A 19,837-nucleotide genomic window follows, 5' to 3' on the forward strand; every position below is an offset into this window, starting at 1 on the left:
GCTAGTCCTGCTCGACCAGTTTGTAGCCCACGCCGTGAATGGTGCGCAGCAGCGGCTGCTCGAAGGGCTTGTCGATCACCTGGCGCAGCTGGTGGACGTGGCTGCGCAGGCTGTCGCTGTCAGGGTAGTCCTCGCCCCATACCGCTTCCTCCAGCACCTCGCGCCGCACCACGTGAGGCGACTTCTGCATCAGCAGGGCGAGAATCTTCAGGCCGATGGGATTGAGCTTGAGCGGCTTGCCGGCGCGACTGACCTCCAGGGTGTCGAGGTCATAGCTGAGATCGGCGACCTGTAGCTGACGGCGCCCGCCGCCCTTGGCCCGGCGCATCACCGCCTCGACGCGGGCGGCCAGTTCGGACAGGGCGAAGGGCTTGACCAGATAGTCGTCGGCGCCGGAGCGAAAACCCTCCAGCCGATCATCGAGCTGGTCGCGAGCGGTGAGCATGATCACCGGGGTATCGCGGCGGGCATCCTGGCGCAGCCGCTGGCAGAGGGTGTAGCCATCGATGCCGGGCAGCATGATGTCGAGGATCAGCAGGTCATAGTGCTCGGTTGCGGCCAGATGCAGCCCTGACAGCCCATCCTGGGCGCAATCCACGCTGTAGCCCTTGAGGCTGAGGTAGTCCAGCAGATTGCTGAGGATGTCGCGGTTGTCTTCCACCACCAGGATACGCATGTCGCTGACCTCTTGCCCGAGCCCACCAGGGGCCTCGTTGTCGTCTGTTCGGCACAGAGCCTAACCGGCCCCGGCGGCCTCGACCAGCGCCGGGCGGGCCGGCGACCGGCCATAAAAAACCCCGGTGTCCGCGAGGAGCACCGGGGTTGGGCTCGGCCCTGGGGCCGGAGCGGGTGTTACATCATGCCGCCCATGCCACCCATGCCGCCCATGTCGGGCATGGCCGGAGCGGAGTCGTCTTTCGGCAGCTCGGCCACGATGGCTTCGGTGGTGATCAGCAGACCGGCGATGGAGGAAGCGGCCTGCAGCGCGCTGCGGGTCACCTTGGCCGGGTCGATGATGCCGAATTCCAGCATGTCGCCGTATTCGCCGGTAGCGGCGTTGTAGCCGTAGTTGCCGCTGCCCTGCTTGACCTTGTCCAGCACGACGGAGGCTTCGTCACCGGCGTTGGCCACGATCTGGCGCAGCGGGGCTTCGACGGCGCGACGCAGGATGTTGATACCGGCGTTCTGCTCTTCGTTGATGCCTTTCAGATCTTTCAGCGCGTCCAGGGCACGGACCAGGGCGACACCGCCGCCAGGCACCACGCCTTCTTCCACGGCAGCGCGGGTAGCGTGCAGGGCGTCTTCAACGCGGGCTTTCTTCTCTTTCATCTCGACTTCGGTGGCAGCGCCAACCTTGATCACGGCAACACCGCCGGCCAGCTTGGCCAGACGCTCTTGCAGCTTCTCTTTGTCGTAGTCGGAAGAGGTTTCCTCGACCTGGGCACGGATCTGCTTGATGCGGGCCTGGATGTCGACTTCCACGCCGGCGCCGTCGATGACGGTGGTGTTTTCCTTGTTCAGGACCACACGCTTGGCTTGACCCAGGTGCTCCAGGGTGGTGCTTTCCAGGCTCAGACCGACTTCTTCGGAGATGACGGTACCGCCGGTCAGGATGGCGATGTCCTGCAGCATGGCCTTGCGACGATCACCGAAGCCCGGCGCCTTGACGGCAGCGACCTTGACGATGCCGCGCATGTTGTTGACCACCAGGGTGGCCAGGGCTTCGCCTTCGACGTCTTCGGCGACGATCAGCAGCGGGCGACCGGCCTTGGCGACAGATTCCAGCACCGGCAGCAGTTCGCGGATGTTGGAGATCTTCTTGTCGACCAGCAGCAGCAGCGGGCTGTCCAGCTCGGCCGACATGGTGTCGGGCTTGTTGATGAAGTAGGGCGACAGGTAGCCACGGTCGAACTGCATGCCTTCGACGACGGACAGTTCGTTTTCCAGGCCCGAGCCTTCTTCGACGGTGATGACGCCTTCCTTGCCAACCTTCTCCATGGCTTCGGCGATGATGTTGCCGATGCTTTCGTCGGAGTTGGCGGAGATGGTGCCTACCTGGGCGATGGCCTTGCTGTCGGCGCAGGGCTTGGACAGGTTCTTCAGCTCGGCGACGACGGCAGCGGTGGCCTTGTCGATGCCGCGCTTCAGATCCATCGGGTTCAGGCCGGCGGCCACGGACTTCAGGCCTTCGGTAACGATGGCCTGGGCCAGCACGGTGGCGGTGGTGGTGCCATCACCGGCAGCGTCGTTGGCCTTGGAGGCCACGTCTTTCACCAGCTGGGCGCCGATGTTCTCGATGCGATCCTTGAGTTCGATCTCCTTGGCGACGGACACGCCGTCCTTGGTGATCAGGGGAGCACCGAAGCTACGCTCCAGAACCACGTTACGGCCTTTCGGGCCCAGGGTGGCCTTGACGGCGTCGGCCAGGGTGTTGACACCGGTCAGCAGCTTCTTGCGCGCGGAGTCACCGAATTTGACGTCTTTTGCAGCCATGTTCTGTTTCCTCTAAGAAATTCGAAAAGTGAGCGGGGATCAGCCTTCGATAACGGCCAGGATTTCGGACTCAGCCATCACCAGCAGTTCTTCGCCATCGACCTTGATGGCGTTGCTGCCGGAATAGGGACCGAAAACCACCTTGTCACCCACTTTCACCGCCGGAGCACGGACGTCACCGTTGTCCAGCACGCGTCCAGTGCCTACGGCAACCACTTCACCGCGGTTCGGCTTTTCGGCAGCCGAGCCCGGCAGCACGATGCCGCCAGCGGATTTGGTCTCTTCTTCGCTGCGACGAATCACAACGCGATCATGCAGAGGACGAAGCGCCATTGTCGTATCTCCCAAAGTTCTAAGTGTTTCCAGCGCCGATGACTGCATCGGCAGTTTGTTTTTACCGGCTGCGCCGGGTGCGCCCCGTGCATGACAGGACGCGAAACCTGCTCGCCTTGCGGCGACAACCTTGCGGTGTCCGCTACATGAGGTTGTCGCCAGGCATTTCAAGGGCGGAGGGCAAAATTTTTAGCGTTTTTGCTCGTCGCGGTGCACCACTTCACCTTCGATCACCTCGGGACGATGGGGCGCGCCCTGACCGGCGCCCGGCTGATAGCCCTGGGCACCGGGATTGCGCCGGGTGACCCGGCCGATCACCGCACCCAACAGGGCCTTGCGGGTCACCGGCAAGAGGCAGACGAGCGCCAGGACGTCACTGATGAAGCCCGGGAAAATCAGCAGGGCGCCGGCGATCGCCAGGGTCAGGCCCTGGATGACTTCCTGTTCGGGCATCTGCCCCTGGGCCAGCCGCATGCGGATGCGCCAGAGGGTGGTGAAACCGGCGACGCGCAGCAGGGCGACGCCGACCAGAAAGCTCAGCAGCAGCAGGGCGAAGGTGGCGAGCACGCCGATTTCGCTGCCGATCTTGATGAGCACGGCCAGTTCCACAAAGGGGAACAGCAAGAAGAGTAAGGCGGTCACGCGCATCTCAGGTCCTTCACGGTAGAAACCGGTTGAAAGACAGGAGATGGAGGCGGACGAGCCGATTTCAAGGTGGGCGCCAGGCGGCTGGCAGAAACGACAAGGCCGCGAAAGTCGCGGCCTTGAGAGTGTTGCGGAGCATCAGGGAAACATCGGGTTACCAGGACACGCCGACACCGGCGGTGTACTCGGTCTGGTTGACGTTGCCCTCGGCGCCGCTGGTCAGTTCCTTGGACGCCTTGAGGTTCAGCGACGCCCAGTTGGTCACCTTGTATCTCAGCCCGACGTCGCCGTCGAAGGTGAAATTGGCGGTGTTGTCCAGCGGACGACCCAGTTCACCCGTGGTGAAGAACTGGATGGTCTGGCCGTACAGATAGCGGTTGTAGTCCCACTTCACGCTCGCCGAGAGGAACTGGTCGGAGCCGCCGTCCGCGTACTGGTAGCGATTGTGGTTGAGCAGGCCGGTGAGCGAGAAGGCCCCCAGTTCATTGTCCCAGAACTGGTAACCGGGACCGGTACCCAGGGTGCGCTGCTTGGCCAGCGCCTGGATCCAGTCGCGCTTGTATTCGGCGCGGCCCTGCCAGAAGAATTTCTCGTCGAAGAAGCGATCCAGGGCGTATTGCAGATCGTACTTGTTGGTCGAGACGGTGTCGTTCGCCTTGTAGCGGTCGTAGCTGCCGTTGGCGTTGTGCCGCCACATGCCGTGCCGCGCCTGGGTCTTGAAGTCGATGTCGTACTTCTGGCTGTCCTCGGACGAGCTGATGTAGTCCAGGCCGGCGTCGATGTTGCCTTTCCAGGCGAAGTCGCGCAGGAAGGGCCGCGGCGGCACGATCTGGGTAATGCTCGCCAGGGGCACGGTCTGCTGGCCATCGGTGGTGGTGACCACCACCTGGCCGTCGTCGGCCGGCTTGAGGCTTTCCACCGGGAAATCGGGTTCGTACTTGCCGCGCTGGACGATGACGGGCTTGTCACGCTGCAAGGTCTTGATCTTGTCCCACGACAGGGGAATGTTGCCGCCGTACTCGGTCTGCAAGAGCAGCTTCTTGCTGTCGAGCAGCTTGATGGTTCCGGTCAGCCGGTCGCCGTTCTTGAGCCAGACGGTGTCGGCATGGGCGAAGGAGGCGAGTGACAACAGCGCGAGCGAGGAGAGCAATCGAAAACGCATGGGCACCAGGACACCTTGGGTGGACTTGGGTGGAAAGGTAACGAAACGAGAGGGGCGCGATTATCCGGGTGCCAGAGGCTCGCGCAACCGTTCCTGGGTAAAAGTTAGGCAAGTTTCCGGAAATACTGCCCAAAGGTCGGACGTCTGGGGAGAAAGCGGCAGCTCGACACGTTTCAGCACCACCGTAACCAAACTTTTCGGCACACTGGCACTCTCTCCCCGAGCAGCAGGGCGTCATGAGTGCATCCCCTCCACCCGAACCCCGTCGCCAGGCCGTCTTCCTGGCGCTGGCCGCCATTCCCGCCGGGCGGGTGGTCAGCTATGGCCAGTTGGCGGAGCTTGCGGGCCTGGGCCGCGGGGCGCGCTGGGTGGGCCGGGTTCTGGGGCAGTTGCCGGAGGGCAGCGCCCTGCCCTGGCATCGGGTGATCGCGGCGGATGGCCGCCCGAGCCTGACCCGCGACAGCCCTTCTGGCCGGGAGCAACGCGAGCGGTTGCGGGCCGAGGGTGTGTTGCTGCACGAGGACCGGGTGGACATGCGTCGGTACCGGTGGAATCCAGCTGAGAGTGTCGAGTAGAGTGCGCGTTTTTTCCGAGCCCAAGGGCATGTTTGCACGTTTCTGGCGAGAAGCCGTCACCACCTACAAATCCAAGGCCTGCCTGGCCCTGCTGCTGCTGGGGTTCGCCGCGGGCCTGCCGGCCATGCTGGTGTTTTCCACCCTGTCGGTCTGGCTGCGCGAGGCCGGCGTGAGTCGCGAGACCATCGGCTACGCCAGCTGGATCGGCCTGGCCTATGCCTTCAAGTGGGTCTGGTCGCCCATGCTCGACCTGTGGAAGCTGCCGCTGATCGGCAAGCTCGGGCGGCGACGTTCCTGGCTGGTGCTGTCGCAGATTCTGGTGGGCCTGGGGCTGGTCGGCATGGCGCTGTGCAATCCGCAGCAGCACCTGGAGCAACTGATCGCCCTGGCGGTGCTGGTGGCCTTCGCCTCGGCCACCCAGGACATCGCCGTGGACGCCTATCGCCTGGAGATCGCCGACGACGATCGCCAGGCCGCCCTCGCCGCCTGCTACATGACCGGCTATCGCATCGCCGCCCTGCTCGCCAGCGCCGGCGCGCTGTTTCTCGCCGAGGAACTGGGCTCGTCCCGCCTGGGCTACAGTCAGAGCGCCTGGGCCACCACCTACATGCTGTTCGCCCTGCTGGTGCTGCCGGGCCTGGTGACCAGCGTGCTGATCCGCGAACCCGAGCCGGTGGCGCCCATGGCCATGGCGGAATCGCGCTTCGGCTTCAATCACCAGCTGGTGGCGGTCGCCCTGCTGCTGGTGATGCTGGTCTCCCTCCCCGCCGCCATCAACGCCGCCATCGCCCAGGCCTGGCCACGCGCCCTGCTCTACAGCCTGTTCATCGTCGGCTGCCTGTCGCCCTGGGGCCGCTATTGCTCCAAGCCCCTGAGCGATCTGATGCGCCGCATGCGCGAACCGCTACGGCTGCGCGACGCGGCCAATGCCGAGGAGCTGCCGCGTTTCGATTTCGTCCACCAGATGGTCTCGGTGATCCTGCTGATCGTGCTCATCGTCGCCTTCACCGGTGGCCTGTCGGCCCTGGCCGGTGGCTACTGGCCAAGGGGCCTGATGTACGCCCTGATCGTCTGGCTGTGCCTCACCGCGCCGGGTCGCCGGCTGATGGCGCCGGTGCTGACGCCCATCACCGAATTCATCCAGCGCTACCAGTGGCAGGCGCTGCTGCTGCTCGGCCTGATCTCCACCTATCGGCTCTCCGACACGGTCATGGGGGTGATGGCCAGCGTCTTCTACATCGACGTGGGCTACAGCAAGGAAACCATCGCCGGGGTCAGCAAGATCTTCGGGGTGTTCATGACCCTGTTCGGCGCCGGCCTGGGCGGCGTGCTGATCACCCGGGTAGGCATCCTGCCGATCCTTTTCCTCGGCGGCGCCGCGTCGGCGCTGACCAACCTGCTGTTCGTGGTGATCGCCTCCACGGGCGCCAACGTGCCGCTGCTGATCGCCACCATCTGCGCCGACAACGTCAGCGGCGGCATGGCCACCTCGGCATTCGTCGCCTACCTGTCGAGTCTGACCAACCTCAGATTCTCGGCCACCCAGTACGCCATGCTCAGCTCGCTGATGCTGCTGCTGCCGCGCCTGCTGGGCGGCTATTCGGGGGCCATGGTGGAGCACGTCGGCTACAGCTCGTTCTTCTCGCTGACCGCGCTGATGGGGGTACCGACGCTGCTGCTGATCGCGGTGCTCTGGCTGCGCCAGCGGCGCGATCCCGCCGTCGTCAAGACCGGCGGGAGCTGAGCGGGACCTAGGCGGCGGGGCTAGACTCGCCCTGCGCTTCAGTGACCGGAGCGGTGTTGGCGAAGTGCACCACCCGCTGCGGGAAGGGAATGCCGATACCCACCGCGCCCAGGCGGTCGCGGACCTGCTCGTTGAGCATGAACGTCATCGGCCAGTAGTCGCCGCTGTCGGTCCAGAAGCGCAGCGACAGGGTGATGGCGCTGTCGCCCAGGGCCGATACCACCACCTCGGCGGCCGGATCCCGATGCACCCGCGAGTCTTCCGCCAAGGCCAGCAGTACCTCACGACCTTTCTGCAGATCGGCTTCGTAATCCACGCCGACATCGAAAACCACCTTGCGCTTGGGCTGGCGCGAGTAGTTGGTGATGATGCCGTTGGACAGGTTGCCGTTGGGGATGGTGACGGTCTTGTTGTCCCCGGTCAGCAGGATGGTGTGGAAGATCTGGATGGAGCTCACCGTGCCCATCACGCCTTGGGCCTCGATGAATTCACCGACGCGGAAGGGGCGGAAGGTCAGGATCAGCACACCGCCGGCGAAATTCGACAGGCTGCCCTGCAGGGCCAGACCCACGGCCAGACCGGCCGCACCGATGATGGCGACAAAGGAGGTCGTGGCGATGCCGATCATGGACGCCGCGCTGACCGCCAGCAGGATCTTGAGGATGATGCTGACCAGGCTGCCGAGGAAACTCAGCAGCGCCGGATCGGCGCCATGGTGGGCCGCCAGGCCGCTGGCCTTGGCCGAGACCTTGTTGATCAACCACCAGCCGATGGCCAGGGTCAGCAGCGCCAGCAGCACCCGGCCGGAATACTGCAGGACAATGGGTAGCCAGCCCGCGGTCATCGCCAGCAGGTGGTTGTATTGGTTTTCGATATCCAAACGGCGTCTCCTGTTACCTCTTCAGTCAGATGCCGCCGCGCTTGGCGGCGACCCTAAAGGGAGTCGGCTCAATCACGGAAGTTCTGGTATTGCAGCGGCATGTCCAGGGACTGGCCGCGCAGCAGGGCGATGACCTCCTGCAACTCGTCGCGCTTCTTGCCGGTGATGCGCACCTGCTCGCCCTGGATGGCGGCCTGGACCTTGATCTTGCTGTCCTTGATCAGGGCGACGATCTTCTTCGCCAGCTCCTTGTCGATCCCCTCGCGCAGGACGGTCTCCTGCTTGACGGACTTGCCGGAGGCATAGGCATCCTTGACCTCCAGGCACTGGACGTCGATCTTGCGCTTGGCCAGGTTGACCTTGAGGATCTCCAGCATCTGTTCGAGCTGGAAGTCGGCATCGGCGGTGAGGGTCACCGTCAGGTCCTTGGCTTCGAAGCTGCCCTTGCCGCGCAGGTCGTAGCGACGATCAAGGTCCTTGATGGCGTTGTCGACGGCATTGGTGACTTCGTGCTTGTCCAGCTCCGATACCACGTCGAAGGAAGGCATGGATTTTCTCCTCGGTTGCGATGGGGCAGCCTTGACGCTGCGGCATGACCGACCATTATAACGACTGACCCTAGCCTTGCAGGAATCCAACCATGCCCCGCGAATCCACCCTGGAGTCACAGTTGTGAGCTGGCACGTACTGGGTGCCGGCAGTCTTGGCGGACTCTGGGCCGCGCGGCTGTTTCGCGGGGGCGAACCGGTCCGGCTGATCTTGCGTGACCGTACGCGCCTGGCGCAGTACCGCGCCGGCGGCGGACTGCAACTCAGCGAAGGCGACACCACCAGTCTCTATCCGCTGCCAGCCGAGACGCCCGAGGCCGGCAATCCGATCCGCCGCCTGATCCTCGCCTGCAAGAGCTATGACGCCGAAGAAGCCATCGCCAGCGTCGCCGCGCGGCTCGAACCGGAAGCCGAGATCCTGCTGCTGCAGAACGGCCTGGGCAGCCAGGATGCCGTGGCCGCCCGGGTGCCGCGGGCGCGCTGCCTGAGAGCCAGCACCACCGAGGGGGCCTATCGCGAGACCGACTTCCATGTGGTGGCGGCCGGCGCCGGGCAGATCTGGATCGGTGACCAGCTCGGCAGCCATACCCCGCCGCCCTGGCTGGACACCCTCGCGCAACTGGGTTTCCCGGTGCGCTGGACCGACGACATCGACGCCCGGCTGTGGCGCAAGCTGGCGATCAACTGCGCCATCAATCCGCTGACCGTGCTGCATCGCTGCCGCAACGGCGAGCTGCGCCAGCATGCCGCGGAGGTCGCGGCGCTCTGCGACGAACTCGCGGCCCTGCTGGAAGCCATGGGCCTCGCCCCGGCGGCCCAGGGGCTGCAGCAGGAGGTCGAGGCGGTGATCGTCGCCACGGCCAACAACAGATCCTCGATGCTGCAGGATGTGGAGCGCGGCCAGCGTACCGAGGTGGGCCATCTGCTCGGTCATGCCCTGCCGATCGCCGGGCGCCTGCGCCTGCCGGTGCCGCACCTGACGGACCTCCAGCAGCGGTTGCGGGCCCGGCTCGCGGAGCGCGGATTGCCCGAGGACTAGCTGCGGGCTACCCTGCCCGCTCCCCTGTTGCCGCGGCTGCGCCATGATCCTCGCCAAACGCCTGAAGAATCTCCCGGTCGGCCGCAAGTTGCTGGCCGCCCTGCTGGTGATGATGATCGCGGTGCTGGTGGTGGCCAACGTGACCTTCATCAGTGCCGCCTACTGGATCTCCCAGGAAAGCGTGGCGCCCCAGGCGCTGCAGACCCTGGGCCGGCTGTTCGCCAGTCCGGTGCTCAGTCGCGAGGTGCTGGCCTCGCCGGAGGCGGCCCAGGTGCAGTTGCGCCAGCTGGACGGCTATGCGCCGCTGCGTCTGGCCGCGGTCTACGACAGTCAGGGCCAGCGCCTGGCCGAATTGCACAACGGCGATCGCCTGCAGGTACCCGCGCGCTTCGAAGAGCTGCAGACCTGGCGCCTGCGGGAATTCCGCACCAACCTGCTGGTGGAACTGCCGCGGCCCGAGGGCGCGCCCGGGCATCTGCTGCTGGTGGCCAGCAGCGAGCTGCCGGGCGCCTTCTACCGTGGCACCCTGACCGCCAGCCTGGCGATCCTGACCTTCAGCATCCTGCTCTGGCTGGTGGTGGCGCGGCAGATCAAGCGACTCATCACCCTGCCGATCCGCGAGCTGGAAGAACTTTCCCGCCAGGTGACCCGCGAGGAAAATTATTCGCTGCGCGCCAGCAAGGGCAGCGAAGACGAACTGGGCCGCCTGGCGGAATCCTTCAACACCATGCTCGGCCGCATCCAGGGCCGCGAGCAGCAACTCAAGCGCGCCCGTGACGACGCCCAGTACGCCGTGCTGCAGGCCCAGAGCCTGGCCGAGGAGACGCGCCGTTCCAACCGCAAGCTGGAACTGGAGGTGCAGGTCCGCGGCAAGATCGAGAAGAAGCTCACCGGCTTCCAGAACTACCTCAACAGCATCATCGATTCCATGCCCTCGGCGCTGATCGCGGTGGACGAGCAGTTCTACGTCACCCAGTGGAACCAGGAAGCCACCCACCTCTCCGGCACCCAGCTGGACGAAGCCCTGAACCAGCCGGTGTTTCTCGCCTTTCCCTCGCTCAAGCCGTTCCTGCCGCAACTGAGTCGCACCGCCGAATTGCTGCGGGTGGAAAAGGTGGAGCGGGTGACCTGGGCGCTGACCGATACCCCGCGCCACTACACCCTGACCTTCTACCCGCTGATGGGCGGCGCCGGGCGCGGCGTGGTGATCCGCATCGACGACATCACCCAGCGCCTCAACATGGAAGAGATGATGGTGCAGTCGGAAAAGATGCTCTCGGTGGGCGGCCTGGCCGCCGGCATGGCCCACGAGATCAACAATCCCCTGGGCGCCATCCTGCACAACGTGCAGAACATCCGCCGGCGGCTGTCGCCGGAATTGCTGAAGAATCTCGAGCAGGCCGCCGAATCCGGCGTCGAACTCAATGCGGTGAATTGCTACCTGGAAAGCCGGCAGATCCCCCGGCTGCTCGACGGCATCCACCAGGCCGGCAGCCGCGCCGCCAAGATCGTCAGCCACATGCTGGCCTTCAGCCGGCGCAGCAATCGCAAGATGGAAGCCAGCGAATTGCCGCCGCTGATCGACCAGGCCATCGAGATCGCCGGCAACGACTTCGACCTGGCCGAGGGCTTCGACTTTCGCACCCTGTCGATCATCCGCGAATTCGATCCGGCGCTGGGGCCGGTGCCGGTGATCGGCAACGAGCTGGAGCAGGTACTGCTCAACCTGCTGAAGAACGCCGCCCAGGCCATTCACCTGCGCGACGACGAGGAAGAAGGCGAATACGGCCGCATCACCTTGCGCACCAAGCTGCGCGGCGGCTGGGCGGAGATCCAGGTGGAAGACAACGGCATCGGTATCCCCGAGGACATCTGCAAGCGCATCTTCGAGCCCTTCTTCACCACCAAGGAAGTCGGCCAGGGCACCGGCCTGGGCCTGTCGGTGTCGTACTTCATCATCACCAACAACCACAAGGGGCAGATGGAGGTGCACTCCACGCCCGGCGTAGGGACCTGCTTCACCCTGCGCCTGCCGCTTATCCAGGCCGACTTCGACGCGGCCTAGGACCTCATCAGGAGCTACGCCATGGGTTTTCGCCTTACCGAGATCTACACCCGCCAGGGCGACGCCGGCGATACCGGCCTGGCTGACGGCAGCCGGGTACCCAAGGATCATCCGCGCATCGAGGCCATCGGCGCGGTGGACGAACTCAACAGTGCCCTGGGTCTGCTGCTCGCCGAGCTGGCGGACGATGGCCGCCTGGCCGAGGTGAGTGAGATTCTGGCGCCCTGCCAGCACCGCCTGTTCGACCTCGGTGGCGAACTGGCCATGCCCAGCTATCGCGCCCTGCAGGCGGGGGAGATCGAGCGGCTGGAAGGCGCCATCGACCGCTGGAACGCCGAACTGGGGCCGCTGGAGAATTTCATCCTGCCCGGCGGCTCGCGCGCCGTGGCCCAGGCCCATGTCTGCCGCACCCTGGCTCGCAGCGCCGAGCGGCGCTGCCGCAGCCTGCACGCGGTGGAGCCGCTGGAGGGCCAGGGCCTGCCCTATCTCAATCGGCTGTCCGATCTGCTGTTCGTCGCCGACCGCATCGTCGCCCGGCGCCAGGGGGTGAGCGAGGTGCTCTGGCAGGCCGCACGGCCATGAGCGCGCCGGCCGCGCCCGCCGCGCCACCACCGCGCCGCCATGAGGGCCTGCTGGCGCTGTGGGACGGCCTGATCCTGATCCTGGTCTGCGTGAACCTGGCGCTGATCCTGTTCGACAGCCTCTATGCCCTGGGACCGCTCAACCAGGCCCTGGCCGCCGTGCTGCCCGGCTTCCACGCCTTCTACGGCGAACGCATCCATGCCCACTTCACCCGCATCGACCTGGTGTTCGTCGCCTTCTTCATCGCCGATGTGCTGCTCGGCTGGCTGGTGGCGGTGGTCGAGCGCCGCCATGCCCGCTGGTACCACTATCCCTTCATCCACTGGTACGACGTGCTCGGCTGCATTCCCCTGGGTGGCTTCCGCCTGCTGCGGGCGCTGCGCATCGTCTCGCTGCTCCTGCGCCTGCAGCGCCTGGGGCTGATCGACATGCGCGGGTGGCGGCCCTATCGGCTGTTCAACCACTACTACCAGCTGCTCATGGAGGATTTGTCGGATCGGGTGATGATCAAGATCTGCGGCGAATTGCAGGACGAGCTCAACACCCGCGACGACTTCTCCCAGAGCGTGATCGACCGTGTCATCCGTCCGCGCAAGCAGCGGCTGATCGACGGCATGGCGCTGCGCATCCAGGCAATGGTGGAACAGGGCTACAACCAGAATCGCGCCACCCTGGAACGCCTGGTCGGCGACGTGGTGCAGCGCACCCTGGACGAGAATCCCGACCTGGCCCGGCTCAAGCGCCTGCCCATGGGTGAGCGCCTGGCCGACACCTTGGACGGGGTGCTCACCGATATCGTCAACGGCCTGGTGCGGGAAGCGGCGGCCAGTCTGCGCACCCGCGACTTCCGCGCCCTGGCCAGTCGCCTGGCCGACCACGGCTTCGATCAAAGTCTGCCCAGCGGCGCCCAGGACAATGCCCTGGACGAGGTGCTGGTGGAGATCCTCGAGGTATTCAAGCAGAAGGTCCTGCAACGCCGGCTCGATCAGCTCGACGGCGAGCTCTGGCCGCAGGAATGGCAGCGCAGCGAGATCGATCCGATCAACGCGCCCCGGCGCTGATCTGCTGCTGCAGATTCTGCACCTGGGTCTGCAGGGTGGTGATGTTGCGGGTGGTCTGCAGGCGGAAGGCGTCGAATTCCTTGCTGTCCGGGCCCACCGGGCGAGCGTCCAGTTCGCTGCGCAATACCAGTAGGTCCTGCTGCATCTCGCCCAGGGCCTGGTTCTGAGCGCTGGGCTTCTTCAGCGCGGCGATGTCGGCCTGCAGCGCCTTGTTCTGCGCATTGAGGCTGGCGACCTGTTCGCTCAGGCTGGCGGTCTGCGCCAGGCCGTTCTTCAGCGCGGTCTGCTCCTCGGCCAGCGCCTTGAGCCGGCTATCCACCTCGCCACTGCCGGTCTGCACCGTCTGCACCGCGGTGGAGAGATTCTGCAGGCGGTTGTCCTGGGCCTGCTGGTTGTCCGTCACCCCCTGCTGCTGGCGGGTGAGTTCGACGACCTTGGTCTGCAGCGTCTTGACCTGCAGCAACAGGGCCTCGCGACTGGTGGTGCCGGAGGATTCGCTCTCCACCAGCTTGCCGGAGATGTCCCTCAGCCGACCCTGGGCGTCTTCGCTGATGCGCGCGAAGTTTTCCTGGGTGGCCACCACCTGCTCCTGCATCAGCACCAGTTGCTGATGACTCCACCAGGCGACCCCGGCCAGGGCCAGGGTCAGGGCCGCGACCAGCACCCACAGCGGCGCGGTGGAGGGCCCGCGGCGTACCGGGCGGGCATGACCGGCAGCGGGTTCGCGATAGACCTCTTCGGCTTCGACCGGACGCCGACCGCCGGGACGGCGATCGGCGCGCTCCGGGGTCAGACTCGGGACGTTATCCATTTCATCGAGAAGATCGTTGCGCATGGCAGACCTGTGAGCAGAGGCAAGAAGACGGAATCGCGGCCAGTATAACGGCCGTCGCCATGGACGCGAGGCAGCCGGCACGCGGATTGGCCCCGGGAGCGTGCGCCGAAACGCAGTCTGCGTCGATAGCAAAGCGCCAGCATGCCATGCCCCGGGTGCGCTGGGGATGGCCGCTAGACCGGTCCGCTACGGGCCTGGGGCGCCCGCGGGCGATATTCTTCCAGCGCGCTCCAGGAACTGGCCTCGGGCAGGTAGCCGAAGGCCTCCTGGGCGGCACGGATGTCCAGGGTGAAGGAGCTGTCGAGCAACTCGGGCCAGTAGGATTCATGACCCGGGGTGCGCAATCGGGCATAGAGCCGCCGGGGATCGAAGGCCTTGCGCTCGACCACCGGCGGCAGCTCGAAGCGGCGCAGCAGGAAGTTGATCGCGTCCCAGCACACCAGCGACTGGCCATCGCTGAGGTTGAAGACCTTGCCGTGGGTGGCGGCCGGTTGCCTGAGCAGCAAGGTGACCAGGGCCTTGCGCAGGTTGCCGGCGCTGGTGAAGTCCCAGCGATTGAGGCCGTTGCCGCTGCGCACCAGCTGCCTGGCCCTGGCCCGCTCCAGCAACCAGCGCGCCCAGTCGCGATCGGCCAGGCCGAGCACCTGGGCTGGCCGCAACACCGTGACCTGAGGGCCGAATTCACCGGCGGCCAGGACCAGGCGCTCCAGTTGCAGGCGACGCTGGGCCTCGCGGCTCCTGGGCTTGGCCGGCACTTGGTCTTCCTTGAGCGCCTCGCCGCCTCTTTCGTAGAGGCGCGCGGACGACACATAGACGAATTGCGCGACCTGCTGCTGCAGGGCGGCCTCGATCAGCACCTGACCGTGATCCAGATCGGCGGCGCTCGGCACGCCGGCCACGTCGGTGCAGTGGGCGATGGCGTCGATGTCGTCGCACAGCGCCACCACCTGCGCGGGCTGGTCGAGCAAGGCCGGGTGGTAGTCGGCGCCGCGTTCGACCAGGGCATCCAGGGTCGCGCCGGGGCGGCCGTGCACCCGCACCAGTTGGCCGCGGTCGAGCAGATCGCAGGCCAGACCCGCACCAAGCGCCTCGCTGGCGCCCGTGATCAAGATACGCATGTCGCTGGGATTCCCGAAACCTGTCCGCGGTCGCCGAGGACGACCCAAGGTCCAGTGTAACCAAAGCCTTCGACCGGCGCCGCTAGTCGCGCACCAGCCACTGGCCGGCGACGCCCTCCAGATGGCGGGTCAGCGCCTGCAGGGCGACACCGCCATTGCGCCAGTGATGCCAGAACAGCGGGACATCCACCCAGTGACCGGGCGTTAGATCCACCAGGGCCCCATCGGCCAGGGCGGCCGCACTCTGGATATCGGGCAGCAGCCCCCAGCCGATACCGCTGAGGGCCATCTGCTGGAAACCTTCGGCGGACGGGCAGAGATGGTAGTCGAAGGGCGCGGTGACACCGTGCTGCTCCAGGTAGCGGTGCTGCAGGCGATCGTCCGGGCCGAAGACAATGGCGGGTGCGTGCACCAGGGCCTGGGCGATCGGCCGCCCGGTCAGCCAGCGGGTACAGAAGTCCGGACTGGCCACGGCGCGATAACGCATGGCGCCCAAGGATCGCACCCGGGCACCCGCCAGGGGCTGACCGCTGGCGCAGAGACAGGCCGCCACCTCGCCCGCGCGCATACGGCGCAGCACCACGTCCTGATCCTCTACCACCAGATCCAGCAGCAGCCCCTGCTCCACCAGCCAGGGGCCGACCGCGGCCGGCCACCAGCTGGCCAGGCTGTCGGCGTTCAGGGCGATACGTAACCGCTGCGGCGCCTCTTCGGCCAGTCCCGGCACCTCGCTGCCCAGACCGGCTTCCAGCAGGCGGACCTGCTGGATATGGCGCAACAGCCGCAGCCCCGGCGCGGTGGGCTGGGGCGGTGTCTCCCGCACCAGCACCGCCTGGCCGACCCGGGCTTCGAGCAACTTGATGCGCTGGGACACCGCCGATTGCGACAGGCCCAGCCGCCGCGCCGCCCGTTCGAAGCCGCCCTCTTCCACCACCACCGCCAGGGCTTCCAGCAACTTGTAGTCGATCATCGATTCAGCTAATGCTGCATAAGGAATATTGGTTTTTCTTATACACCCGGACCCGGCAAGGTGGCAGCCATTCCAGGACGACAGGGCACTACCTTCGCAATGAACAGCTACTTCACCGGCCTCTTGACCATGGCCAGTCTCATCATGGCGCTGGGCGCCCAGAACACCTATCTGCTGGCCCAGGGGCTGCGGCGCGAGCACCATCTGGCCATCGCCGCCTTCTGCCTCACCTGCGACGTGATCCTGGTGGCCGCCGGGGTGCTGGGCCTGGCCGCGCTGATCCAGCACAGCCCGCTGCTGGTGGTCATCCTGCGCTGGGGCGGCGCGGCCTTTCTAATCTGGTACGGCGCCCAGGCGCTACGGCGGGCCTGGCGGCCGGTGGCCATCGACAAGCTGGAGACCACGAGTCCGCGCAGTCGACGCCAGGCGCTGCTCGCCGCGGCCGCCGTCTCGCTGCTCAATCCCCACGTCTATCTGGACACGGTGCTGCTGGTGGGCTCCCTGGGCAGCCAGCAGGCTGCGCCCCTGGCCTATGTGTTTGGCGCCGCCACCGCCTCCATGCTGTGGTTTTTCGGACTCGCCCTGGGCGCGGCCTGGGCCGCACCCTACCTGGCCCGTCCGGGGGTGTGGCGGCTGATCGATCTGCTGGTGGCCGGGGTGATGTTCGCCGTCGCGGTGCAATTGCTGATCTCGACCTGAGGCTGGCCTTCGCCCGGCGAGCGCCCTAAGCTGCGGCTCTGCGTTTCCTGTCGAGAGTCCCTATGCCCTTCGCCCGCTCGCTCCGCAGTCAGAGCCTGCTCCTGTTCGGCGGCAGCCTGCTGCTGATGCTGCTGATCGCCCTGGCCGGCTTCGGCCTGCTTTCCCGCGAACTGCACCGCTACCAGCACCTGATCGAGGGCCCAATGGAGCGGCTGGTGGAGATCGACGACACCCACCTGACCTTCAAGATCCAGGTGCAGGAATGGAAGAACTTTCTCCTGCGCGGTGGCGATGCCGACGCCGCCGAGCGCTATTGGCAGGCCTTTCTGAACCGCGAAGCCGAGGTCGATCAGCGGCTGCAACAGCTGGCCACCCGCGTCGACCCCGAATTGCAACCGCGGCTCCAGGCGCTGCGGACCCAGCACGGGCGCCTGGGCGAGCGCTATCGCGCCGGTCATGCCGCCTATCTCGCCCATGACCGCGATCCACGTCGCGGCGATGCCGAGGTCCGAGGTATCGACCGCGAGACCGCCGAGGGCTTCGCCGCCCTGGTCGATGAACTGCACGGCCGTACCGCCGCGCAGATCGCCGCCATCCGCGCCGAGGCCCAGCGCGACATCCTGCTCGCCGGTCTGGCCCTGCTGCTCTGTGGCGGCGGCCTGCTGTTCCTGGGTGTCAGGCTGGTGGAGCGGCGGCTGGTCGATCCGCTGGTGACCTGCGCCCGGCAACTGGGGCTACTGGCGCGCGGGCGCTTCGGCGAGCGCCTGCCCGGCGGGCGCGATGACGAACTGGGCCGCCTGACCCTCAGCACCAATCTTCTGCGCGACGCCGCCGTGCAGCACACCCACGAGCTGCGTCACCAGGCCAGCGAGGTCGGCGCTCTGAGCGCCCTGCTGGCCAGTCAGCTGCTGACCGAACCGGGTCAGCCCGCGCGCGCGATCGATCCGCAGGTCCTGAAAGAGGTCAGCCGCCGCCTCGCCGACATCGCCGGCGACCTGCAGGAGGCCGCCAGCCAGCGGCAGGATTGAGATGCGGCGCTAGAGCTGCGCCGGTACCTCGCGCCATTGGCCCGGCGCCAGCTCGTCCAGCGTCCAGGGGCCGATGCGCACCCGCACCAGGCGCAGCGTCGGCAGGCCCACCGCGGCGGTCATGCGCCGCACCTGGCGATTGCGCCCTTCGCGGATGGTCAACTCGATCCAGGCGGTCGGCACACTCTTGCGAAAGCGCACCGGTGGATCGCGCTCCCAGAGCACCGGTGGCTCGGCCAGCAGACGCGCTTCGGCGGGCAGCGTGGGGCCGTCATTGAGCTCGACGCCCTGGCGCAGGCGCTGCAGTTGCGCTTCGCTGGGCGCGCCTTCCACCTGGGCCAGGTAGGTCTTGGGCAGCTTGTGCCGGGGATCGGCGATGCGCGCCTGCAGCTGGCCATCGTTGGTCAGCAGGAGCAGGCCTTCGCTGTCGCGATCCAGGCGGCCAGCGGGATAGACGCCCGGCACCGCGACGTAGGCCTTCAGGGTCGCGCGGCCATCGGCGTCGGCGAACTGGGTGAGCACATCGAAGGGCTTGTTGAGCAGCAGCAGCCGCGGCGTGACCGGTGGCGCCTTGGCCTGGCGACGGGGTCGCTGGCCGGGGGTGGAGCGGGTATTTCGCGACATGGGGATCGACGGCGGCTAGCCAAAGGGTAATCTGGACCGCCCAGTCTATTCGTCCGAGGTCCCATGCGCATCTTTCGTCCGCTGTGGCTGATCCACCTGCTGACCCTGGCCGGCTGCGCCTCTTCGGCCTATGAAGGCCCACGCTCCGACCACTTCGACGGCGAGCGCTTCCACAACCTGGCGCCGCGCGAGGACAAGAGTCTCTGGACCTTGCTGAAATGGCAGTTCACCCGCACCCGTCCCGAGTGGACCTGGCAGGAAGAACCGGCCGTGCCGACGCGGCCAGCGGCCCGGGTCGAGGGCGGCGAATTGCGGGTGACCTTCGTCAACCACGCCACCCTGCTGATCCAGCATCAGGGCCTCAATATCCTCGCCGATCCGGTCTGGTCGGAGCGGGTCAGTCCGTTCAGCTTCATCGGCCCCCGACGCTATCACGCACCTGGCGTGGCCCTGGATGACCTGCCGCCGCTGGACCTGATCTTTGTCAGCCACAGCCACTACGACCATATGGATCTGGCGACGCTGAGGCGCCTGGCCGAGCGCGCGCCCCTGACGCCGGTGGTGACGCCCCTGGGCAACGCCGAGCTGATCCGCCGCGAGACCGGCTTCGTCACCGTCAGCGAACTAGACTGGTGGCAGAGTCTGCCACTCAGGGACGGCCTGCGCCTGCACCTGGTGCCGGGCCAGCACTGGTCGGCGCGCAGTCGCTTCGATACCAATCGGCGGCTGTGGGGTGGCTTCGTGCTGGAAGCGCCAAGCGGACCGGTCTATTTCGCCGGCGACACCGGCTGGGGCCCGCACTTCGCGCAGATCCGCGAACGCCTGGGCGCACCGCGTTTCGCCGCCCTGCCCATCGGCGCCTACGAACCGCGCTGGTTCATGCAGGACAGCCACCTGAATCCCGACGATGCGGTACGCGCCCATCAGGCGCTGGGCGCGGCCAGCAGCCTGGGCATCCACTTCGGCACCTTTCCCCTCAGCGACGAAGGGCAATTCGCTCCGCCCCGCGACCTGGCCCATGCCCGCGCCCTGCATGGCCTGGCGGACGAGGCCTTCAGGACATTGGCGCCGGGCGAGGTCTGGTCGGTGCCCTAGCGACTACTCCACCAGGCCCTTGTCCCAGAGCCGTACCAGCTCGCTGGGCGCCCGATCTTCGGGGATCAGCAGGGTCAGTTCGTCTTCCTGCTCGGCGGGTTGCGGGCGAAAGCGCAATTCCACCTTGAAGTAGCGCTGATCGCCGCGCCCGACCTGGGTCGGTTCGCCGGACTCAGGCAGGCAGCGCTCCAGCACCGAGCAGATGCGCCCGCGCTGGGCGCTGTCGTACTGGCCGAATTCGATCTCCCGCGGCTTGCTCAGCGCATGCAGGGGCGCGAAGCCCCCCTGCCGCGAGAGCCGCACCACGGTGTCCTTGCCCAGCGGGGGAAGTTCGCGCATCG

General features: G+C 66.7%; 21 protein-coding genes. 9 read left to right on the forward strand and 12 right to left on the reverse strand.

What is annotated here, in order from left to right; genetic code table 11:
• Position 1: 1 nt before the first annotated feature.
• The 5 genes from PVZ77_RS03560 to PVZ77_RS03580 form a co-directional block, all read right to left on the reverse strand.
• A complete protein-coding gene (locus tag PVZ77_RS03560) occupies positions 2 to 676 on the reverse strand; it encodes a response regulator transcription factor (protein WP_133863004.1) in 675 nt (224 codons plus the stop codon).
• A gap of 176 nt (positions 677 to 852) precedes the next feature.
• Positions 853 to 2,493, reverse strand: a complete 1,641-nt coding sequence (gene groL, locus PVZ77_RS03565) for a chaperonin GroEL (RefSeq protein ID WP_133863005.1) — start codon at positions 2,491 to 2,493, stop codon at positions 853 to 855.
• A gap of 39 nt (positions 2,494 to 2,532) precedes the next feature.
• On the reverse strand, positions 2,533 to 2,826 hold the full coding sequence (locus PVZ77_RS03570; RefSeq protein WP_007161933.1) for a co-chaperone GroES: 294 nt from the start codon (positions 2,824 to 2,826) through the stop codon (positions 2,533 to 2,535).
• A gap of 189 nt (positions 2,827 to 3,015) precedes the next feature.
• A complete protein-coding gene (locus PVZ77_RS03575; protein ID WP_133863006.1) occupies positions 3,016 to 3,474 on the reverse strand; it encodes an FxsA family protein in 459 nt (152 codons plus the stop codon).
• A 151-nt stretch (positions 3,475 to 3,625) separates the two neighbouring features.
• Positions 3,626 to 4,633 (reverse strand): DUF481 domain-containing protein, encoded by a 1,008-nt coding sequence (locus PVZ77_RS03580; RefSeq protein ID WP_273809829.1) that lies wholly within the window; start codon positions 4,631 to 4,633, stop codon positions 3,626 to 3,628.
• Between the two features lie 236 nt (positions 4,634 to 4,869).
• On the opposite strand from PVZ77_RS03580, the gene PVZ77_RS03585 reads away from it, so the two are divergent.
• Together PVZ77_RS03585 and PVZ77_RS03590 are read left to right on the forward strand one after the other, a co-directional pair.
• The gene (locus PVZ77_RS03585) at positions 4,870 to 5,208 is read left to right on the forward strand and encodes an MGMT family protein (RefSeq protein WP_273809831.1); all 339 of its coding nucleotides are present in this window, start codon (positions 4,870 to 4,872) and stop codon (positions 5,206 to 5,208) included.
• A 28-nt stretch (positions 5,209 to 5,236) separates the two neighbouring features.
• Entirely contained in the window at positions 5,237 to 6,952 is a 1,716-nt protein-coding gene (locus PVZ77_RS03590; RefSeq protein WP_273809832.1) for an AmpG family muropeptide MFS transporter, read from the forward strand.
• Positions 6,953 to 6,959: 7 nt separating this feature from the next.
• Here the strand turns inward: PVZ77_RS03590 and PVZ77_RS03595 are convergent, their stop codons facing one another.
• Both PVZ77_RS03595 and PVZ77_RS03600 read right to left on the reverse strand, forming a co-directional pair.
• Positions 6,960 to 7,796, reverse strand: coding sequence for a mechanosensitive ion channel family protein (locus tag PVZ77_RS03595; RefSeq protein WP_405046272.1), 837 nt, complete (start codon positions 7,794 to 7,796; stop codon positions 6,960 to 6,962).
• Between the two features lie 104 nt (positions 7,797 to 7,900).
• The gene (locus tag PVZ77_RS03600; RefSeq protein WP_133863011.1) at positions 7,901 to 8,380 is read right to left on the reverse strand and encodes a YajQ family cyclic di-GMP-binding protein; all 480 of its coding nucleotides are present in this window, start codon (positions 8,378 to 8,380) and stop codon (positions 7,901 to 7,903) included.
• A 124-nt stretch (positions 8,381 to 8,504) separates the two neighbouring features.
• On the opposite strand from PVZ77_RS03600, the gene PVZ77_RS03605 reads away from it, so the two are divergent.
• The 4 genes from PVZ77_RS03605 to PVZ77_RS03620 are packed head-to-tail and all read left to right on the forward strand — an operon-like array spanning position 8,505 to position 13,127.
• A complete protein-coding gene (locus PVZ77_RS03605) occupies positions 8,505 to 9,419 on the forward strand; it encodes a putative 2-dehydropantoate 2-reductase (protein ID WP_273809837.1) in 915 nt (304 codons plus the stop codon).
• A gap of 43 nt (positions 9,420 to 9,462) precedes the next feature.
• Positions 9,463 to 11,484: an ATP-binding protein gene (locus PVZ77_RS03610; protein ID WP_273809839.1), complete on the forward strand. Its 2,022-nt coding sequence runs from the start codon at positions 9,463 to 9,465 to the stop codon at positions 11,482 to 11,484.
• Positions 11,485 to 11,505: 21 nt separating this feature from the next.
• A complete protein-coding gene (locus PVZ77_RS03615) occupies positions 11,506 to 12,066 on the forward strand; it encodes a cob(I)yrinic acid a,c-diamide adenosyltransferase (RefSeq protein WP_273809841.1) in 561 nt (186 codons plus the stop codon).
• The gene (locus PVZ77_RS03620; RefSeq protein WP_273809842.1) at positions 12,063 to 13,127 is read left to right on the forward strand and encodes an ion transporter; all 1,065 of its coding nucleotides are present in this window, start codon (positions 12,063 to 12,065) and stop codon (positions 13,125 to 13,127) included. The genes PVZ77_RS03615 and PVZ77_RS03620 overlap by 4 nt, the downstream gene beginning before the upstream one ends.
• Here PVZ77_RS03620 and PVZ77_RS03625 read toward each other — a convergent pair.
• The 3 genes from PVZ77_RS03625 to PVZ77_RS03635 form a co-directional block, all read right to left on the reverse strand.
• Positions 13,108 to 13,962, reverse strand: coding sequence for an ATPase (locus PVZ77_RS03625; protein ID WP_273809844.1), 855 nt, complete (start codon positions 13,960 to 13,962; stop codon positions 13,108 to 13,110). The two genes, PVZ77_RS03620 and PVZ77_RS03625, sit on opposite strands and share 20 nt — an antisense overlap.
• 173 nt (positions 13,963 to 14,135) lie before the next feature.
• Complete coding sequence (locus PVZ77_RS03630; RefSeq protein WP_273809845.1) at positions 14,136 to 15,080, reverse strand: NAD-dependent epimerase/dehydratase family protein; 945 nt, start codon at positions 15,078 to 15,080, stop codon at positions 14,136 to 14,138.
• An 82-nt stretch (positions 15,081 to 15,162) separates the two neighbouring features.
• Positions 15,163 to 16,050: a LysR family transcriptional regulator ArgP gene (locus PVZ77_RS03635; RefSeq protein WP_273809847.1), complete on the reverse strand. Its 888-nt coding sequence runs from the start codon at positions 16,048 to 16,050 to the stop codon at positions 15,163 to 15,165.
• Between the two features lie 99 nt (positions 16,051 to 16,149).
• On the opposite strand from PVZ77_RS03635, the gene PVZ77_RS03640 reads away from it, so the two are divergent.
• Both PVZ77_RS03640 and PVZ77_RS03645 read left to right on the forward strand, forming a co-directional pair.
• Positions 16,150 to 16,749: a LysE/ArgO family amino acid transporter gene (locus PVZ77_RS03640; protein ID WP_273809849.1), complete on the forward strand. Its 600-nt coding sequence runs from the start codon at positions 16,150 to 16,152 to the stop codon at positions 16,747 to 16,749.
• A 62-nt stretch (positions 16,750 to 16,811) separates the two neighbouring features.
• Positions 16,812 to 17,777 (forward strand): hypothetical protein, encoded by a 966-nt coding sequence (locus tag PVZ77_RS03645; RefSeq protein WP_273809850.1) that lies wholly within the window; start codon positions 16,812 to 16,814, stop codon positions 17,775 to 17,777.
• 9 nt (positions 17,778 to 17,786) lie between these two features.
• Here the strand turns inward: PVZ77_RS03645 and PVZ77_RS03650 are convergent, their stop codons facing one another.
• On the reverse strand, positions 17,787 to 18,401 hold the full coding sequence (locus tag PVZ77_RS03650) for a pseudouridine synthase (protein WP_273809853.1): 615 nt from the start codon (positions 18,399 to 18,401) through the stop codon (positions 17,787 to 17,789).
• Between the two features lie 63 nt (positions 18,402 to 18,464).
• Between PVZ77_RS03650 and PVZ77_RS03655 the strand changes: the two genes are divergently transcribed.
• Positions 18,465 to 19,496, forward strand: a complete 1,032-nt coding sequence (locus tag PVZ77_RS03655; RefSeq protein ID WP_273809855.1) for an MBL fold metallo-hydrolase — start codon at positions 18,465 to 18,467, stop codon at positions 19,494 to 19,496.
• A gap of 3 nt (positions 19,497 to 19,499) precedes the next feature.
• Here PVZ77_RS03655 and PVZ77_RS03660 read toward each other — a convergent pair whose 3' ends face one another.
• Positions 19,500 to 19,835: a protealysin inhibitor emfourin gene (locus tag PVZ77_RS03660; RefSeq protein ID WP_017640065.1), complete on the reverse strand. Its 336-nt coding sequence runs from the start codon at positions 19,833 to 19,835 to the stop codon at positions 19,500 to 19,502.
• Positions 19,836 to 19,837: the final 2 nt, after the last annotated feature.

Source organism: Pseudomonas sp. SHLD1 (assembly GCF_028640935.1).
GTDB classification, from domain to species: Bacteria; Pseudomonadota; Gammaproteobacteria; order Pseudomonadales; family Pseudomonadaceae; genus Chryseomonas; species Chryseomonas aestiva.

Bases quoted from the DNA above. Each gene is read 5' to 3' on its own strand.
- PVZ77_RS03560 (WP_133863004.1), bottom strand. From the start codon at position 676: ATGCGTATCCTGGTGGTGGAAGACAACCGCGACATCCTCAGCAATCTG.
- groL (WP_133863005.1), bottom strand. From the start codon at position 2,493: ATGGCTGCAAAAGACGTCAAATTCGGTGACTCCGCGCGCAAGAAGCTG.
- PVZ77_RS03570 (WP_007161933.1), bottom strand. From the start codon at position 2,826: ATGGCGCTTCGTCCTCTGCATGATCGCGTTGTGATTCGTCGCAGCGAA.
- PVZ77_RS03575 (WP_133863006.1), bottom strand. From the start codon at position 3,474: ATGCGCGTGACCGCCTTACTCTTCTTGCTGTTCCCCTTTGTGGAACTG.
- PVZ77_RS03580 (WP_273809829.1), bottom strand. From the start codon at position 4,633: ATGCGTTTTCGATTGCTCTCCTCGCTCGCGCTGTTGTCACTCGCCTCC.
- PVZ77_RS03585 (WP_273809831.1), top strand. From the start codon at position 4,870: ATGAGTGCATCCCCTCCACCCGAACCCCGTCGCCAGGCCGTCTTCCTG.
- PVZ77_RS03590 (WP_273809832.1), top strand. From the start codon at position 5,237: ATGTTTGCACGTTTCTGGCGAGAAGCCGTCACCACCTACAAATCCAAG.
- PVZ77_RS03595 (WP_405046272.1), bottom strand. From the start codon at position 7,796: ATGACCGCGGGCTGGCTACCCATTGTCCTGCAGTATTCCGGCCGGGTG.
- PVZ77_RS03600 (WP_133863011.1), bottom strand. From the start codon at position 8,380: ATGCCTTCCTTCGACGTGGTATCGGAGCTGGACAAGCACGAAGTCACC.
- PVZ77_RS03610 (WP_273809839.1), top strand. From the start codon at position 9,463: ATGATCCTCGCCAAACGCCTGAAGAATCTCCCGGTCGGCCGCAAGTTG.
- PVZ77_RS03615 (WP_273809841.1), top strand. From the start codon at position 11,506: ATGGGTTTTCGCCTTACCGAGATCTACACCCGCCAGGGCGACGCCGGC.
- PVZ77_RS03620 (WP_273809842.1), top strand. From the start codon at position 12,063: ATGAGCGCGCCGGCCGCGCCCGCCGCGCCACCACCGCGCCGCCATGAG.
- PVZ77_RS03625 (WP_273809844.1), bottom strand. From the start codon at position 13,962: ATGCGCAACGATCTTCTCGATGAAATGGATAACGTCCCGAGTCTGACC.
- PVZ77_RS03630 (WP_273809845.1), bottom strand. From the start codon at position 15,080: ATGCGTATCTTGATCACGGGCGCCAGCGAGGCGCTTGGTGCGGGTCTG.
- PVZ77_RS03635 (WP_273809847.1), bottom strand. From the start codon at position 16,050: ATGATCGACTACAAGTTGCTGGAAGCCCTGGCGGTGGTGGTGGAAGAG.
- PVZ77_RS03640 (WP_273809849.1), top strand. From the start codon at position 16,150: ATGAACAGCTACTTCACCGGCCTCTTGACCATGGCCAGTCTCATCATG.
- PVZ77_RS03645 (WP_273809850.1), top strand. From the start codon at position 16,812: ATGCCCTTCGCCCGCTCGCTCCGCAGTCAGAGCCTGCTCCTGTTCGGC.
- PVZ77_RS03650 (WP_273809853.1), bottom strand. From the start codon at position 18,401: ATGTCGCGAAATACCCGCTCCACCCCCGGCCAGCGACCCCGTCGCCAG.
- PVZ77_RS03655 (WP_273809855.1), top strand. From the start codon at position 18,465: ATGCGCATCTTTCGTCCGCTGTGGCTGATCCACCTGCTGACCCTGGCC.
- PVZ77_RS03660 (WP_017640065.1), bottom strand. From the start codon at position 19,835: ATGCGCGAACTTCCCCCGCTGGGCAAGGACACCGTGGTGCGGCTCTCG.